The sequence below is a fragment of the Actinomadura rubrobrunea NBRC 15275 genome (genome assembly GCF_001552235.1).
GTDB classification, from domain to species: domain Bacteria; phylum Actinomycetota; class Actinomycetes; order Streptosporangiales; family Streptosporangiaceae; genus Spirillospora; species Spirillospora viridilutea.
Map to the genome: position 1 here is coordinate 26649 of NZ_BCQU01000031.1, position 16249 is coordinate 42897.

The following is a 16249-nucleotide window of genomic DNA, read 5'->3' on the forward strand; positions in this document are numbered from 1 at the left end:
GGGTGTCCTGTAGCTGACTCCCTGTCTTGTCTCTGGAGGTCTGTACGTTGGCCAAATATCTGACCTGCGCTCAAGTCGCCGAAATTCTCAACACCTCGGAGCGCTTTGTTCGCAGACTCGTCGAGGAAAGGAGGATTGAGTTCTACCACTTCGGCAGGCATGTGCGCATTTCTGATGTGGCGCTTGAGGCGTATATCCAAGCGTCGCGCGTCGAACCGATTGCGCTTGACTGTGGCATCGAGAGGATGGCTGCCTGATGGAAAGGCGGCGGTTTGGAAGTAGTCGTAAACTTCCCTCGGGGCGCTGGCAGGCGCGTTATTACGGGCCGGACGGAGTACGTCGCAACGCCCCTATGACCTTCAGGACCAAGAAAGATGCCGAGCGGTGGCTGACGCTCAAAGAGGCGGAAATTGCAAAGGGTGAATGGGTGAACCCCGATGCTGGGAAGGTCACCGTGGCGGAATGGGGTAATCGGTGGCTAGACTCAGTTCGGCCGAGTCTCAAGCCCAAGACCCATGCCTCATACGTCTCGCTGTTCCGGACTCAAATTGAACCGCGCTTTGGTGCGATGGCCCTTGCGGCGGTCCGGCCAATCAGCGTGAGTGAGTGGGTGGCCGACATGCACTCGCGCGGCCTCAGCGCCTCCAGGATCCGACAGGCTCACGTCGTCCTCGCCTTGATGATGGAGGCGGCGGTGACCAACGAACTCATTCGCGTCTCACCCTGCATCGGAACCAAGCTGCCCCGCCTCGTAGTGCGCGATCCGGTCATTCTCACTCGGGACCAGGTCGAGAAGCTGGTCAAGGCGGCGGCCCCTCCGCATGACCTCCTCATCGAGATCATGGCCTACGCGGGGCTGCGTGTCGGCGAGGCGTTCGCGCTGCGGCGCAAGAGCATCGATCTCGATGCGGGGGCCATCCGCGTCACTGAGACCCTGGTTGAGATCTCGGGTAAGACCTCCTTCGGCACCCCCAAGAGTCACCAAGTCCGCGATGTACAACTTCCGGCTTTCCTGCTGCGTCGCCTCCGGGCGCACCTTGACGAGATGGCGGACAAGTCGCCAGACGCCCTCCTGTTTGTGAATAAGCGGGGAAAGCCTCTGCACTACAACGCGTGGCGTACTTGGAAGTTCGACCCGGCGGTAGAGAAGGCCGGATTGGACGGCGTGACACCCCACGACCTGAGGGCAACTCACGCGTCGTGGGTGGCCGACGCGTTCGGCGTCCTTGCGGCTGGGCGTCGACTGGGGCACTCCAATACCACGATCACGACCCGGCACTACGCGCGTAGGCTGGAAGGCAAGGACAACGATGTCGCGCGAGGCCTGGACGCGTTCCGAGACGGCAAGATCGGGCCTGGGGCACGTTCGGGGCACGAGCAGGACGACGACGCCTCTCCGGGCGCTATGAATTCGGCGTGACCTGCGGCGAAACCGTATACGGTCACAGAACGAGCGTAGAACTGTAAATCCGTCGGCTTCGCCTACCCAGGTTCGAATCCTGGACCCGCCACTCTTGAAAGGCGCCCCCTGGCCTGGGAGGACAGGTCGGGGGGCGCTTTTTCATGTTGTCCGGCTGTGTTCGGCTCGGGTCGATCGCTGCGGCTGTCTGACTGCTCGTTGAGCGTCTATCTGCTCCAGCTGCGGAACAGCAGGGGGTTGCAGAGCAGCAGGCGTTCCGGCACAGCGAACGCGAAGACGTTGAACAGCGTGGCGCGTCGCCATGCTGCGACTGCGCACGAGGCCGGCCGTCGAGCCGCCGGCCCGAGGTGCGCCAGGACGGTCCCCAGTCGGTCTGGACGGCTCAGCGTGCAAGACCCAGGCCAGTGTTCCTCCAGCCAAGTGATCACTGTGGCCTGCGCTCGGGGGATCCGGCCCCACCGGCTCCGATCGAACTCCCATGAGGTCAGCGCCGCGCTCCGTCCCGCTGGCACGTGGGTTCGCCTGCGAGACAGCCATGCGCGTCCGACGTCCGCTCTCCAAGCATCCGCCATGCCAGGCGCCTACTTGCCGAGCGCATCTCAATCCGCTCGTTCGCGCCATCCTGCTGCCCGTCGATCAGATCCGGGCAGAGCTCTGACGTTGTGCCTCGTGCGTCCGCCAGGGGCAGGGGACCGATGCGCGATGCCCTCTGGCTGCTGGTCCTTGCCGCCGCCTTGTCTCATTGGTTGATCTGCACCCGCGTCCTTGCCCGCGCCGGCCGTTAGCGCGCCTCCGGGGTGTTCAATGCCGCAATCCGTGCGGCGATGGACGTCGCCGCCATGCGATCATCAGCCATGAGCTACGACATGGTGGTTCTGGGAAGGTGAGCGCCCTTCCAACGCCGAGGAGGCGTTGGAGACCCATATTGCGCTTTGCGAGAAGTACGTCGAGAGCGAAGCCGACATCCCCCCGACGCCGCTCATCGAGCAGTTCGTCCAGCGCCTGCTCGCCCGCTATCCCGAGCTGGACGAGGGCGTCGACACAGCTTGGGCGGCCGCCCCTCTCCTCGGTGAAGCGGCCGGCCCCTACATCTGCCTCCCGATCACGCCGAGTTACGCAGAGGAAGCATCAGCCTTCGTGGCGGATGTAGCGAACGAGCTCGGGCTGGTCTGCTACGACCCCCAGCAAGATTGTCTCCGCGCCTGATCCTGCGGGCTCTACATGTCAGCGACCGGCCCTAACACGCCTCCGTGGGCGGAGGTCTCTGTCTCCGGGAAGAGGCACGTGTGACCCGGTCGCCGATGGCTGACGTGGAAGCCTGACTTCCCGCCTATCGGGGTTCTGCGCGACGGCGGGCCGCCCCCTCGAGCTCAGGGCTTCATTTCTGGTTCCGGCTGGATCGCTTCATGGCCGAGGGGGCGGTCCTGCGGGGTTGGCAGCGTTTTCTTCGTGACGGCATCCTGTGCGTCATCCACCTTTATTGCCAACCACGTGCATTAAGGTGCGCTACTGATCGTGCTTATCAGTACGTTTTGTTGGGGACATGAATCTCGCCGGGACGGCCTACTTGGTTGGCGGTGAGAGTGCCCTCTGGCTGCCACTGTTTGCAGTGTGGCCCCCTAAGTGCGGCATGCCTGCTGACTGCTCGGTAGCGTCGGGAGATTTAGTGTGTTTCGTGCATACCGAAACAAAGGTGTGCGTGTTTGACGGAGCTCGCATCTCAGTAGGCGGGGGCAGGGTGTGGGTGACTGCATGGTCAGCCGTCTGAGCTGGGGCGTCATGGCTGGTCGGAGCAGGTGTCGTTGGGGGACGGGAGGGTGACGGTCAGGGTTCGTGTGTGCGGTTCGGAGGTCTATGGGGTGGGTGGCTGACCGTGCTTTGAGGGGATCGATTCTCTTTCCTTGCGTCGGTTCGTGGATGGTCATGTGGGTTGCGGTGAGAACGGAGGAGAGCGAGGCATTGGGCGTTAGCAGCAGAGAGGGGCTGTCGCGAGGATGGCGCGTTGGGGTGTCGGAGTGCGTTATGTGACGGCTGTCGCGGTCATGGTGGCGGGCGCGTCGGCCGGCTCGGCGATCGGGTCGGTGGCGCCTGCGGTGCACGCCGCGACAGGTGTCCCCGTCGACGACAAGAAGGGCACTAAAAAGAAGGTGAATTACCAAGAGAAAAAGCTCGTCCTCAACAGGAGCCACCACTCGACGGAAGTCAATAACGTGAGCGAGTCGGCGTCCGCCTCGGCGGGCCCCAGGCCGGCCAATGCCTCCCAGCCGAGGGCGACGGTTGAAGACATGCCGGACGTCTGGTGGCCTTGGTGACGATCCCGGGGCGCAACTGACCGGAGGGCGGGCCCCTCGGCGAAGCGGAGCTTGGCAGCGGCGACCGGTCAGGCTTTGTGCCTCCTGGTGAATGGGACGGTAGACAGGCTGCGTGCGGATCACTTACGCAACTGAGGCGACGCCGGGGCGGCAGAACGAGGACTACGTCGTCGCCGGTCCGGAGTGGGTCGTGGTGTTGGACGGGGCCACGGCGAAGCCCGGCGTGGACAGCGGATGCGTGCACGGCCCCGGGTGGCTCGTGCGGCAGCTGGCCGGTGTGCTGGCGGAACGGCTGGGGGTTGAGGACGAGGCGCCGCTGCCGGACCTGCTTGCGGAGGCCATCAAGGCGACCGGGGAGGCCCACGCCGACACCTGCGACCTGAACAACCCCGACAGCCCGTCGGCCACCGTGGCGATGCTGCGGCGCCGTGGCGGCGTCCTGGACTGGCTGGTGCTGGCCGATGCGGCGGTAGTGCTGCAGACGGACGACCAGGTGCGGGCCGTCATCGACGACCGGGTCGACAGACTGCCCGCCTACACGGTCGAGGCCGTGCGTGCGGCTCGCAACAGCCCCGGCGGGTTTTGGGTGGCGGGGAACCGTCCCGAGGCCGCCTACGAGTCGCTGACGGGCGAGCTGCCGGCGGAGCGGGTGCGTCGCGCCGCGGTGCTGAGCGACGGGGCCGCCCGGCTGGTGCGGCCGTTCGGGCTGACCGATTGGGAGGGGCTGCTGGACGCGCTGGACGAAGCCGGGCCCGCCGAGGTGATCCGGCGGACGCGGGAGGCCGAGCGGACCGCGGAGCTCGAGAGGGGCAAGCGCCACGACGACGCGACGGCGGTGTTCGCCCGCCCCTAGGAATCCTGGAACGGAATTCTAGAATGGGGTCATGGACCCTCAGGACTTCGCCGATGTGCTGGCCGCCGTGCGCGCCTTCGTCCGCGAGCAGGTGATCCCCCGCGAGGAGGAGATCGAGGAGACCGACGCGATCCCCGACGATCTGCGCCGCGCAGCCCGCGACATGGGCCTGTTCGGGTACGCGCTCCCGCAGGAGTACGGGGGCCTCGGCCTCTCGCTCAGCGAGGAGGTGCGCCTGGCGTTCGAGCTCGGCTACGCCAGCCCCGCGTTCCGGTCGATGTTCGGCACCAGCAACGGCATCGCCGGGCAGGTGCTGGTGAACGCGGGCAGCGAGGAGCAGAAGCGGGAGTGGCTGCCGCGGCTGGCGTCCGGCGAGGTCGTCGGGGCGTTCGCGCTGACCGAGGCGGAGGCCGGCTCCGACCCCAGCACCCTGACCACGCGCGCGGTCAAGGACGGCGACGAGTACGTCATCGACGGCGCCAAGCGGTTCATCACCAACGCCCCCGAGGCGGACGTGTTCATGGTGTTCGCCCGCACGGGCGGCCCCGGCTCGCGCGGCATCTCCACGTTCCTGGTGAGCAAGGACGCGCCGGGCCTCAAGGTCGGCCCCCCGGACGCCAAGATGGGGCACCGCGGCGCGCACACGGCGGAGGTGTTCTTCGACGGCGTGCGCGTGCCCGCGTCCGCGATGGTCGGCCCCGAGGGGACGGGCTTCCGCACGGCCATGGCCTCCCTCGCGCACGGGCGGCTGAGCATCGCGGCCGTCTGCGTCGGGCTCGCCCAGCGGATCCTGGACGAGGCCGTCGCCTACGCCAAGGAGCGCACCCAGGGCGGCCGCAAGATCGGCGAATACCAGCTCGTGCAGGCGCTCATCGCCGACTCCCAGGCCGAGCTGTACGCGGGACGGTCCATGGTGCTGGAGGCGGCGCGCGCGTACGACGCGGGGGAGGACACCAAGCTCGGCCCGTCCTGCGCCAAGTACTTCTGCTCGGAGATGGTGGGACGCGTCGCCGACCGGGCCGTCCAGGTCTTCGGCGGGATGGGGTACATGCGCGGCGTCCCCGTCGAGCGCTTCTACCGGGACGTGCGGCTGTTCCGGATCTACGAGGGCACCAGCCAGATCCAGCAGCTGGTCATCGGGCGTCATCTGCTGCGCTGAGCTGCGGAGACGCCCGGCGGGCGCGCTCGTCCGGGGCTTGGAGGCGGGCGTCGGACGAGCGGATCGCCTAATCGATTTCGTATCTGGCCCGAGAGCCGTGTATGGTTACAGCGCGTCGAAGGACGCAGGCCCCTTTAGCTCAGTCGGCAGAGCGTCTCCATGGTAAGGAGAAGGTCTACGGTTCGATTCCGTAAAGGGGCTCCACAGTGAGAGGGAGTGGTGGTCCTGCGAGAGGGCAGGGCGCCGCTCCTTCGTCGTGTTCGGGGGCGGAGGGCACCCTCTCCCGCCCCCGCGAGCCCGGCCCCGGCGGCCCCGATCGGCCGAAGCCGGATGTTCAAGGCATTGATCGGGCCGGGTATCCTAGGGGTGGTGGTGGCACCGGAAACGCGCTTACCGGATGCCCGTGCCGGGTCCGGCGTTCACAGGCGCCGATGAACATCCGGTATCCTTGCTTTCCGGTCGACACCGACCATCGTGGCGGGGTAGCTCAGTCAGGCAGAGCAAGCGGCTCATAATCGCTGTGTCGCCGGTTCGAGTCCGGCCCTCGCTACTACCCGAGCGGTTCTCGCCCCCATCGCGGGGGCGGGACCGCGCTTGGGTTCCCAGAGGCCGCATCGGCCGCTCGCACGGGCGCCGCGCGGCTCAACGCACGAACGTCCTGTCCCCAGCTCAGAAAGGCACTCCAACGTGGCTGCCACCGACGTCCGGCCGAAGATCACGCTGGCCTGCCAGGAGTGCAAGCACCGCAACTACATCACCCGCAAGAACCGGCGGAACGACCCGGACCGCCTGGAGCTCAAGAAGTACTGCCCGAACTGCCGGGCCCACCGTCCGCACCGCGAGACCCGCTGATCGGTCTCGCCGAGGGGACGTACCGCCCGAGCGCCGTCCGGCCCGGGCCGCCCGGTCGACGGACGCGGCCCGTCCGCGGCATCCGATCCGCTGACCGGCCGCGACGCGCCCGGCGGCGCCGATCGCGGCGGCCGCCGAGAACCCGCGGATCCACGCGACGCTTGCCCAACCGTTCAGCCCGTCCCGTCCACCTGACGGGGGCGGGCTGAACGTCGTTTTGTTACCGTCCCGTGCGAGACCGCAAGGAACGGGCCTGGTGGCGCCCCACGGGCCGGCGCCCCCGTTCGACCTGGAGGGAGCGGATCGCATGGCGATCAACCGTGATTTCATCGGGCGGACGTTCCCGCCCACCGAACCGTACGAGGTCAGCCGGGTGAAGATCCGCGAGTTCGCGGACGCGATCGGCGACCCCAACCCGCTCTACCGGGACGCCGAGGCCGCCAAGGCCGCGGGCTACCCCGACGTGATCGCCCCGCCGACCTTCCCGATCGTGGTCTCCCTCGGCAACCCGGCGCTGGCCGACCCCGAGCTCGGCATCGACTTCGCCATGGTGGTGCACGGCGAGCAGCGCTTCGAATACACCCGTCCCATGCGCGCCGGGGACGTGGTGACCTGCACGTCGACCATCACCGACATCAAGTCGATCGGCAGGAACGAGAAGCTGACGGTGGAGACCGAGATCGCCACCGTCGAGGGCGAACTGATCTGCAAGACCTACAACACGCTGGTGGAACGGGGGGCCTGATGACCGCGCGCGTGAAGTACGACGACGTCGAGGTCGGCACCGAGATCCCGGCGCAGACCTACCACATCGACCGGGCCAACCTGGTGATGTACGCGGGCGCCTCCGGCGACTTCAACCCCATCCACTGGCGGGAGAGCTTCGCCAAGGCGGTGGGCCTGCCGGACGTCATCGCGCACGGCATGTACACCATGGCGCAGGCCGGCCGCTTCGTCACCGACTGGGCGGGCGACCCCGGCGCCGTGGTCGACTACGGCGTGCGCTTCTCGGCCCCGGTGGTGGTGCCGGACGAGGGCGGCGCGACCCTGGAGGTCAGCGGCAAGATCGAGGAGAAGCTCGAGGACAACAAGGTGGTGGTGGCGCTGACCGCCCGCGCCGCCGACCAGAAGGTCCTGACCCGCGCCAAGGCCGTCGTCCGCCTGGCCTGACGTCACGACCCCAACGCGGCCTCGCCCGCCGGACGTCCATCGCCGCGTCCGGCGGGCTCGCTTTCTCTAGGGCGGGCCGCCCGGTCGAACCCTGGCGCCGGCGCGCTTGTCGAGCGGGTGCGACGGGCGGTCTGGTGCGCCGTTGAGCCGGGTGCGGGCATTGACGAATGTTCCGCCCGTTTGCTGCGTGACGGCACGTGGCATGAGGTACACCGCAGCCCCGGTGTGCATCAGGTCCGTAGTCGTCCGGAAACGGACGGGTCAGATCGAACGTACGTTTGAACGGCCGGGGATGGCACGCTGGAGCGCGGACGGCCTGTCCGCGGCGCTGAGCGCGGGCGGGCGGTGGCGGCGGAACGCACGGGAGGGGAGACCGCGTGGCGGTGTTCGCTGAAGAAGTGAACCTGGCCGGATACACCACGCTGCGGCTGGGCGGCCCGGCGCGCCGGTTCGTCGAGGCGACGACCGAGGACGACCTGGTGTCCGTCGTGCGCGGGGCCGACCGGGACGGCGAGCCGGTCCTGGTGCTCGGCGGCGGCAGCAACCTGGTGGTCAGCGACGACGGCTTCCCCGGCACCGTGGTCCACGTCGGGACGCGCGGCGTCCAGCAGATCGCCGACGAGCCCGGACGGGTGCTGGTGCGCGTCCAGGCGGGCGAGGAGTGGGACCCGTTCGTGGCCCGCTGCGTCGCCGACGGCCTGGCCGGGGTGGAGTGCCTGGCGGGGATCCCCGGGCGTGTCGGCGCCACCCCGATCCAGAACGTCGGCGCCTATGGCCAGGACGTCAGCGAGACGATCGTCGAGGTGCGCGCCTACGACCGCACCACCGGCACGATCGTCAAGCTGGACGCGGCCGCCTGCCGCTTCTCCTACCGCAACAGCGTCTTCAAGGGCAGCGACCGGTACGTGGTCCTCGAGGTGACCTACTCGTTGCGCGAGGCCGAGGAGTCGCAGCCGATCGCCTACGCGGAGCTGGCGCGGACCCTCGGCGTCGAGCTCGGCGCCCGCGTCCCGCTCAAGGAGGCCCGCGACGCCGTCCTGGAGCTGCGGCGCGCCAAGGGCATGGTGCTCGACCCGTCCGACCCCGACACCCGCAGCGCCGGCTCGTTCTTCACCAACCCGATCCTCGACCCCGAGCAGCTCGCGGAGCTGGAACGCCGCGTCGCCGAGCGGCTCGGCCCGGACGTCGACTTCCCCCGCTACCCCGAGAGCCCGGGCCCGGACGGGGCGCCGCGCGTCAAGACGTCCGCGGCGTGGCTGATCGACCGGGCGGGGTTCGCCAAGGGGTACGCGCTGGGGCCGGTCCGCATCTCCAGCAAGCACACCCTCGCGCTCACGAACCCGAACGGGGCGAGGACGGCCGACCTGCTCGCGCTCGCCCGCCGCGTCCGCGACGGCGTCCGCGACGCCTTCGGCGTCGAGCTGGTCAACGAACCGGTGTTCGTCGGCGTCCGCCTGTGACCCGCGCGTCCCCGGCGTCCCTCGCGCCCGCGCGGGGTTGGTACGGTGGGGGACGTCGAGGGGGAGTAGTCCCAATCGCGTGATCGACAGACTGGCGTCACGGCGCCCGGTCACGCGGGCCCGCGCCCCGGCGGGCGGACGAGACCTTCGGCCAGGCAGTCATGCCGGGCCGAGGTCGCGCGTCCGCGGAGCCCGTTCCTCGCCCGGCCAGGTCCGAGCGAGAGGAACGCGGTGTCCGCCCTCATCATCAGCCTGATCGTCATCTTCGCGGCCGAGCTGGGCGACAAGAGCCAGCTCATGGCGATGACCTTCGCCGCGCGGTTCCGGGCCCTGCCCGTGCTGGTCGGCATCACCGCCGCCACCGCTTTGACGCACCTGCTCAGCGTGGCGGCCGGGGCGGCCCTCGGCGCCGCGCTGCCGTCCGGGCCGATCTCCATCCTCGCGGGCGCGGCGTTCCTCGGGTTCGCCGCCTGGACGCTGCGCGGCGACGAGCTCGACGAGGACGAGGGCGGCCGGGCGCGGCGCGCCACCGGCTCGGCGATCCTGGCGGTCGCCACGGCGTTCTTCCTCGCCGAGCTCGGCGACAAGACGATGCTCGCCACGGTCACGCTCGCCGCCGAGCACGCCGGCCTGGCGGGCATGGTCGGCGTCTGGGCGGGCTCCACGATCGGCATGGTCGCCGCCGACGCCCTGGCCATCGTCGTCGGCCGGCAGCTGGGCAAGCGGCTGCCCGAGCGGTTCATCCGCTACGCCGCAGCGGCCGGATTCGCGGTCTTCGCCGTCCTCTTGATCGCCGAGGGCGTCGCCGAGCTGTGACGGAGCCCACGCCGCGCCGGGCCCGGGCGTAAGGTGTCGGGCCGTTCGCCGGGAGGGCGCCACCGGTTCCGCATGGGCGCGGTCGCGCGCATCATGAGATTCTCAGGCCCTTGGCTCCCGCAACCCCCGACGCGGGAGGGCCTCGACGGGCGGAGTTGAACGGTGGCGAGTCTGCGACCCCAACGGGGACTCGGCCTGCGCCCTCAGCTCAGCGACGAGGTGGCGGCGCGGATCCGCGAGCTGATCCTGGACGGACGGGTGCGGCCCGGGGAGTTCCTCCGGTTGGAACGTCTGGCGTTGGAATTCGGCATCAGCGTGACCCCTGTCCGCGAGGCGCTGCAGTCGCTGCGCAGCGAGGGTTTCGTGCAGCTGGAGCCGCGCCGCGGCTTCGTCGTGGCGCCGCTGTCCCCGCGGGACGTCACGGACCTGTTCTGGGTGCAGGCCGTGATCGGCGCCGAGCTGGCCGAGCGCGCCGCCGACCGCATGGGGCCCGACCTGCTGCGCCGGCTGACCGCGCTGCAGCGGGCGCTGGAGCAGGCCGTGGACGCCGGGCGCCTCGACCTGGTCGAGGAGTACAACCACGCCTTCCATCGGACGATCAACCTGACCGCCGACTCGGCCAAGCTCGTCTGGACGCTCGGCTCGGTGGTGCGGTACGTGCCGCGCGGGATGTGGACCCGCCTGCCCGCCTGGCCGGAACTGGCCATGGAGGACCATCGGCGGATCCTGCAGGCGCTGCGCCGCAAGGACGGCCCCGCGGCCGGCGCCGCCATGCGGCAGCACGTCACCCGCTCCGGCGAGCTGCTGGTCGCCCATCTGGAACGGCAGGGGCTGTGGCGGCCCGACCTCGCCGATGTCGGCGACCAGGCGGAGGACGACGGCCGCGGAGACGTCGGCGACTGAGGACGGCGGGGGCGGGACGAGGGGGGCGGTCAGCGGCAGGCGGCCGGGGCCTCGCGGCTCTCGCGGGCGTCGGCGGCGGGCAGGCGCAGCCACTCGTCGATGCCCTCCAGCAGCCGTTTGCGGATGTGCTCGGGCGCCGCCGAGGCGTGCACCGACTGGCGGGCCAGCTCGGCCAGCTCGGCGTCGGAGAACCCGTGGTGGGACCGCGCGAGCTCGTACTGCCGCGCCAGCCGCGACCCGAACAGCAGCGGGTCGTCGGCGCCCAGGGCGATGCGCGCGCCCGCGTCGAACAGGGTCCGCACCGGGACGTCCCTGGGCGTCGCCGCCACGCCGAGCCCCACGTTGGACGTCGGGCACACCTCCAGCGTCACCTGGCGCTCCGCGATCTCGTCCAGCAGCCGCCGGTCCTCCACCGCCCGGACCCCGTGGCCGATGCGGTCGGCCCGCAGCATCTCCAGGCACTCGCGCACGCTCTGCGGCCCGAGCAGCTCCCCGCCGTGCGGGGTCGCCAGCAGCCCGCCGCGCCGCGCGATGCGGAACGCCCCCTCGAAGTCGTACGCCCGGCCGCGCCGCTCGTCGTTGGACAGCCCGAACCCCACGACCCCCTGGTCGGTGTAGCGGACGGCCAGCCGCGCCAGCGTCTTGGCGTCCAGCGGATGCCGGGTGCGGTTCGCGGCGATCACCACGCCGATGCCCACGCCGGTCGCGGCGGACGCCTCGCGCGCGGCGTCCAGCACCAGCTCCACGGTCGGCGTCAGCCCGCCGAACCGCGCCGCGTAGCCGCTCGGGTCCACCTGGATCTCCAGCCAGCCGGACCCCTCGGCGGCCTCGTCCTCGGCCGTCTCGTGCAGCAGCCGCCGCATGTCCTCGGGCGTGCGCAGCACCGAACGCGCGATGTCGTACAGCCGCTGGAACCGGAACCAGCCGCGCTCGTCGGTGGCGTGCAGCTGCGGCGGCCACTCCTCGACCAGGGCGTCCGGCAAGTGCACGCCGTGCCGCGCGGCCAGCTCCACCAGAGTGGAGTGGCGCATCGAACCGGTGAAGTGCAGATGCAGGTGCGCCTTGGGGAGGGCGCGAATCGGACGCTCTGAAACGGGATGGGGCTCCATGCACAAATGTTGCCCGATCAACGGCGTGCCCGTTGCACAGAAGCCCCCCGCATCCCCGCGAGACCACCCGGCGCGGTCATGCCGCATGGCCCCAAAGGACCACGTCCGACCACCCCTCACCTGCCTCTTCGGGGCGCCGGAAAAATTTCTGAGATCCCGTGCAACCCCTCTCCGTGGCCGGGCGTATACGAGGGGCGCCAGAGGCCAATGGGGCAGAAGGGATCAACTCCATGCTTTCTGTGAAGGTCGCCGCGATCGCGGCATCCGCGGTGGGCGCCGTCGCCGTCGGCGGGGTCGCCTGGGCCTCCGTCGCCCAGCCGGACGCCGACCTGCGCTCCGGGCACTCGGCGGTGGCCGACGGGGCCGAGCGGGCCAAGGCCGCCGCCCCGTCCGCCGTCCCCACGCCCACCTGCGTGCCCGTCCGCACGCCGAAGGCGCCGGACGCGCCGAAGGCGCCCGCCCTGCCGAAGACGCCGGACGTCAAGGTTCCGGACGTCAAGGTTCCGGACGTCAAGGCGCCCGACAGCAAGGTCCCGGCCGTCAAGGCCCCGGACGTCAAGGCGCCCGGCGTCGAGGTCCCGGGCGTCAAGGTCCCGGCGGCGCCCAAGCCCGGCGACGCCAAGGCCGTCGTCGACGGCACCCTCGCCAAGGTCACGCCGCCGACCACGCTGCCCGACTGCGGACCCGCGGCGCCGAAGGCGCCGGGCGTCCCCGCTCCGTCCGGCGCCAAGGCCGCGTCCAAGGCCACCGCCCCCGGGACGCCCGCCGCCTGCACGGGCCTCAAGCCGGCCGTCCCGGTGGGCGGCGCCATCGAGCGCGCCGTCATGCTGCCGAAGGGCCTGAAGCACGTCGCCAGCACCACCGGCGCCAAGAAGCTGGGCGCCTCGACGATCTGCACCGTCACCCAGAAGTGGGTCGGCGAGGCCGGGCAGTGGATCACCGTCGAGCGGATCCAGAGCGAGACCGCGATGACCCGGAGCGCGCTGCGCCGGACGCTGGGCCTGCCCGGCGACGCCCGCAAGGTGGACCTGGGCGGCGCGGTCGGCTGGCAGAGCCCCGCGGGCGGCGGCGTCCTCGTCGTCGACCCGGCCGGCCAGTCGGCGCTGCTGGTCAACGGCAGCCCGGTGTTCGCGGCCGGCCTGAAGGACATCGCCGGCGACCTTGCCGGCGACATCGCCGCCGGCAAGGCCGAGATCGGCCGGAAGGCGGGCGAGCAGATCGGCGACGGGGACCTCGCCGGCAGGGTGCGCCCGATCCAGTGAGCCCCGGGCGGACGGCCCCGAGGCGCGCGGGGCCGTCCGTCACCGGACAACCGAATCGAAACCAGAGCCGGACGGAGCACCGTGGGGCGTCGAGACGAGGAGTCGTTCGCCGAGTTCGTGGCGACGCGTGGCACCGCCCTGTTGCGGACCGCCACGCTCCTGTGCGGGGCCAAGCAGGACGCCGAGGACCTGCTGCAGACCGCGCTGGAGAGGGCCTACCGGCACTGGGGCCGATTGGACGCCGACGCCGATCCCGAGCCCTACGTGCGCCGCATCCTGGTCAATCTGGTGATCAGCCGGGCGCGGCGGTGGAAGGTGCTCAAGGAGATCCACATGTCCCGGCTGCCCGAGCGCGCCACCGGCTCGCCCGCGCACGCCGTCGAGCTGCGCGGCGCGCTGATCGACGAGCTGCGCCGGCTCGGCCCCCGGCAGCGGGCGGTGCTGGTCCTGCGCTACTGGGAGGACCTGTCGGAGGCCGAGACGGCGCGGATCCTCGGCTGTTCGGTCGGCACGGTCAAGAGCCAGGCGTCCCGGGCGCTCGCCAAGCTCCGGGAACGCCTCGACAAGCACGCGGCACCACTGGGGAGTTGAGCGATGGACCTGGAGAGCGAACTGCGCGCGGCCATGGCCGAGCACACGGCCGGGACGACGGCGCCGCCATCGCTCGCCGCGGCGGTGCGCCGCCGGCACCGCCGCCGGGTCGTGCGGATCCGGGTGACGGTCGGCACCGCCGCGGCCGCCGCCGCGGCCGCGTTCGTGGTGACGCCGGCCTACCACTCGATGACCCGCGTCGATTCCGCCGGCGTGCACACGACTCCGGCCGGTTCGCCGGCGTCGCCGGACCGGTCGGCATCGCCCCCCGCTCCGGGCCTGCCTGCTTCGCCCCCGTCCGGAGACAGGCCCGGAGCGGGGTCCTCCAAACGGCCCGCGGCCCGGCCCACGGGGCCGGCGATGAAGGGCGACGGGCCGGACGGAGGCCCGGCGCGGATCAGGCGCGTCGGCTGGGTGACGTACCTCCCGCCGGGGCTGGCCGCGGAGCAGCCGTGCGTCGAGCACGACGAGCGCGGCGGGCGGACGACGACGTGCCGCTGGAGCGGACCGCCCGGATGGGTGGAGATCCGCGTCGTCCGCGGCACGGGCCTGTCCGGCCCGGAGGACCTGTACCGCGGCGACCCCGCCGTGCCCCAATACACCTCGGTGCGCGGGGTGCGGGCGGCCGTCACCGACCGTCCCGACTCTGGACGGCAGGTCGCCTGGATGGCCCGTCCCGGTGTCGGCGCGGTCGTGGCGGCGGGCGGCGGTTCCGTCCGCGACCAGCTCATGCGGATCGCCGAGGGCGTCCGCCTCTGACCCCCGGGGGCGTTCGGCCCCCCGGGGGACCCGCCCCGGCGCGGGGCCTCACTCCGGCGAAAGCGCGGCCGCCGGAGGGCCCCGCCGGGGCGCCGGCCTTCGCGAACCGGCGCCCCGCAAACCCGCGACCGGGTGCGCGGCCCGGTGGTTCAGTGCGCCTGATCAGAGCGCCTGATCAGAGCGCCTGCTTCAGTGCGCCTCGGCCAGCAGCTTGGCGACCCGGGAGACGCCCTCCACCAGGTCGTCGTCGCCGAGCGCGTACGACAGCCGGAAGTAGCCCGGCGTGCCGAACGCCTCGCCCGGCACCAGCGCCACCTCGGCCTCCTCCAGGATCAGCGAGGCCAGCTCCACCGACGTCTGCGGGCGGCGCCCCCGGATCTCCTTGCCGATCAGCTCCTTGACCGACGGGTAGGCGTAGAACGCGCCCTCCGGCTCCGGGCACACCACGCCGGGGATCTCGTTGAGCATCCGCACCATGGTCCGGCGGCGCCGGTCGAACGCGGTGCGCATCTGCGCCACGGCCGACAGGTCGCCGGTCACCGCGGCCAGCGCGGCGGCCTGCGCCACGTTCGCGACGTTGGACGTGGCGTGCGACTGCAGGTTGGCGGCGGCCTTCACCACGTCCTGCGGGCCGATCAGCCAGCCCACCCGCCAGCCGGTCATCGCGTAGGTCTTGGCGACCCCGTTGAGCACCAGCGTCCGGTCGGCGAGCTCGGGCACCACCACCGGCATGGAGTGGAACTCGGCCTGCCCGTACACCAGGTGCTCGTAGATCTCGTCGGTGATCACCCACAGGCCGTGCTCGGCCGCCCAGCGGCCGATCTCCTCGATCTGGTCGCGGGCGTAGACGGCGCCGGTCGGGTTGGACGGCGACACGAACAGCAGCACCTTGGTGCGCTCGGTGCGCGCCGCCTCCAGCTGGTCGACGGTCACCCGGTAGCCGGTGGTCTCGTCGGCCACCACGGTCACCGGCACGCCCCCGGCCAGCTTGATCGCCTCGGGGTAGGTGGTCCAGTACGGCGTCGGCACGAGCACCTCGTCGCCCGGATCCAGCAGCGCCGCGAACGCCTCGTACACCGCCTGCTTGCCGCCGTTGGTGACCAGCACCTGCGACGGCTCGACCTTCAGGCCGGAGTCGCGGGCGGTCTTCTCGGCGATGGCCGCGCGCAGCTCGGGCAGCCCCGCGGCGGGCGTGTACTTGTGGAACCGCGGCTCCCGGCACGCGGCGACCGCGGCCTCGACGATGTAGTCGGGGGTCGGGAAGTCCGGTTCGCCCGCACCGAACCCGATGACCGGGCGGCCCGCCGCCTTCAGCGCCTTGGCCTTGGCGTCGACGGCCAGCGTGGCGGACTCGGAGATGGCGGCGATGCGCTTGGACAGGCGAGGACGATCGATGCTCATGCCCCTATCGTTACAGACGGGCGGCGATGACTTCAGCGGTATATCGCCGCCGGTAGGACGGGGTCTCGGGGGATGAGACGGGCCGCCCGCGCGACATGTCCCGGCGGTCCGGTTCGACGCGGACGGCTCGGGGACGTAGACTCACCGTGCTAGTGGCGGCTCGCGGCATACGGTCTCGCCCT

General features: G+C 71.1%; 17 protein-coding genes and 2 tRNA genes. 17 read left to right on the forward strand and 2 right to left on the reverse strand.

Features of this window, described 5'->3' with window-relative positions; translation table 11 throughout:
• Nucleotides 1-47 precede the first annotated feature (47 nt).
• From AR3_RS12335 to AR3_RS12395, 14 genes are all read left to right on the forward strand, one after another.
• On the forward strand, nt 48-257 hold the full coding sequence (locus AR3_RS12335; RefSeq protein WP_067913376.1) for a helix-turn-helix domain-containing protein: 210 nt from the start codon (nt 48-50) through the stop codon (nt 255-257).
• Nucleotides 258-352: 95 nt separating this feature from the next.
• Entirely contained in the window at nt 353-1420 is a 1068-nt protein-coding gene (locus AR3_RS12340; protein WP_217998525.1) for a tyrosine-type recombinase/integrase, read from the forward strand.
• Between the two features lie 912 nt (nt 1421-2332).
• Complete coding sequence (locus tag AR3_RS12345) at nt 2333-2626, forward strand: hypothetical protein (protein ID WP_067913296.1); 294 nt, start codon at nt 2333-2335, stop codon at nt 2624-2626.
• 809 nt (nt 2627-3435) lie between these two features.
• The gene (locus AR3_RS30490) at nt 3436-3732 is read left to right on the forward strand and encodes a hypothetical protein (protein ID WP_146150318.1); all 297 of its coding nucleotides are present in this window, start codon (nt 3436-3438) and stop codon (nt 3730-3732) included.
• 112 nt (nt 3733-3844) lie between these two features.
• On the forward strand, nt 3845-4585 hold the full coding sequence (locus AR3_RS12350; protein WP_067913298.1) for a protein phosphatase 2C domain-containing protein: 741 nt from the start codon (nt 3845-3847) through the stop codon (nt 4583-4585).
• Between the two features lie 31 nt (nt 4586-4616).
• Complete coding sequence (locus AR3_RS12355; RefSeq protein WP_067913300.1) at nt 4617-5744, forward strand: acyl-CoA dehydrogenase family protein; 1128 nt, start codon at nt 4617-4619, stop codon at nt 5742-5744.
• Between the two features lie 128 nt (nt 5745-5872).
• Nucleotides 5873-5948, forward strand: a tRNA-Thr gene (locus AR3_RS12360).
• Nucleotides 5949-6220: 272 nt separating this feature from the next.
• Nucleotides 6221-6294 (forward strand) — tRNA-Met (locus AR3_RS12365).
• Nucleotides 6295-6431: 137 nt separating this feature from the next.
• Entirely contained in the window at nt 6432-6596 is a 165-nt protein-coding gene (gene rpmG / locus AR3_RS12370; protein WP_067913303.1) for a 50S ribosomal protein L33, read from the forward strand.
• Nucleotides 6597-6903: 307 nt separating this feature from the next.
• Nucleotides 6904-7341 (forward strand): MaoC family dehydratase N-terminal domain-containing protein, encoded by a 438-nt coding sequence (locus AR3_RS12375; protein WP_067913379.1) that lies wholly within the window; start codon nt 6904-6906, stop codon nt 7339-7341.
• Complete coding sequence (locus AR3_RS12380; protein WP_067913305.1) at nt 7341-7766, forward strand: MaoC family dehydratase; 426 nt, start codon at nt 7341-7343, stop codon at nt 7764-7766. Before AR3_RS12375 ends, AR3_RS12380 begins: the two co-directional genes overlap by 1 nt.
• A gap of 377 nt (nt 7767-8143) precedes the next feature.
• A complete protein-coding gene (locus AR3_RS12385) occupies nt 8144-9226 on the forward strand; it encodes a UDP-N-acetylmuramate dehydrogenase (RefSeq protein WP_067913309.1) in 1083 nt (360 codons plus the stop codon).
• 231 nt (nt 9227-9457) lie between these two features.
• A complete protein-coding gene (locus AR3_RS12390) occupies nt 9458-10042 on the forward strand; it encodes a TMEM165/GDT1 family protein (protein ID WP_067913313.1) in 585 nt (194 codons plus the stop codon).
• Nucleotides 10043-10204: 162 nt separating this feature from the next.
• Nucleotides 10205-10945, forward strand: coding sequence for a GntR family transcriptional regulator (locus AR3_RS12395; RefSeq protein WP_217998526.1), 741 nt, complete (start codon nt 10205-10207; stop codon nt 10943-10945).
• Nucleotides 10946-10974: 29 nt separating this feature from the next.
• Here AR3_RS12395 and AR3_RS12400 read toward each other — a convergent pair whose 3' ends face one another.
• A complete protein-coding gene (locus AR3_RS12400; protein ID WP_067913316.1) occupies nt 10975-12054 on the reverse strand; it encodes an adenosine deaminase in 1080 nt (359 codons plus the stop codon).
• 230 nt (nt 12055-12284) lie between these two features.
• Here AR3_RS12400 and AR3_RS12405 point away from each other — a divergent pair, with 230 nt between their 5' ends.
• The 3 genes from AR3_RS12405 (at nt 12285) to AR3_RS12415 (ending at nt 14666) form a co-directional block, all read left to right on the forward strand.
• Nucleotides 12285-13316, forward strand: a complete 1032-nt coding sequence (locus tag AR3_RS12405; RefSeq protein ID WP_146150319.1) for a hypothetical protein — start codon at nt 12285-12287, stop codon at nt 13314-13316.
• A gap of 81 nt (nt 13317-13397) precedes the next feature.
• Entirely contained in the window at nt 13398-13907 is a 510-nt protein-coding gene (locus tag AR3_RS12410; protein ID WP_067913322.1) for a SigE family RNA polymerase sigma factor, read from the forward strand.
• Between the two features lie 3 nt (nt 13908-13910).
• Nucleotides 13911-14666, forward strand: a complete 756-nt coding sequence (locus AR3_RS12415; protein ID WP_067913325.1) for a hypothetical protein — start codon at nt 13911-13913, stop codon at nt 14664-14666.
• 189 nt (nt 14667-14855) lie between these two features.
• Here the strand turns inward: AR3_RS12415 and AR3_RS12420 are convergent, their stop codons facing one another.
• On the reverse strand, nt 14856-16067 hold the full coding sequence (locus tag AR3_RS12420; RefSeq protein WP_067913327.1) for a pyridoxal phosphate-dependent aminotransferase: 1212 nt from the start codon (nt 16065-16067) through the stop codon (nt 14856-14858).
• Nucleotides 16068-16249: the final 182 nt, after the last annotated feature.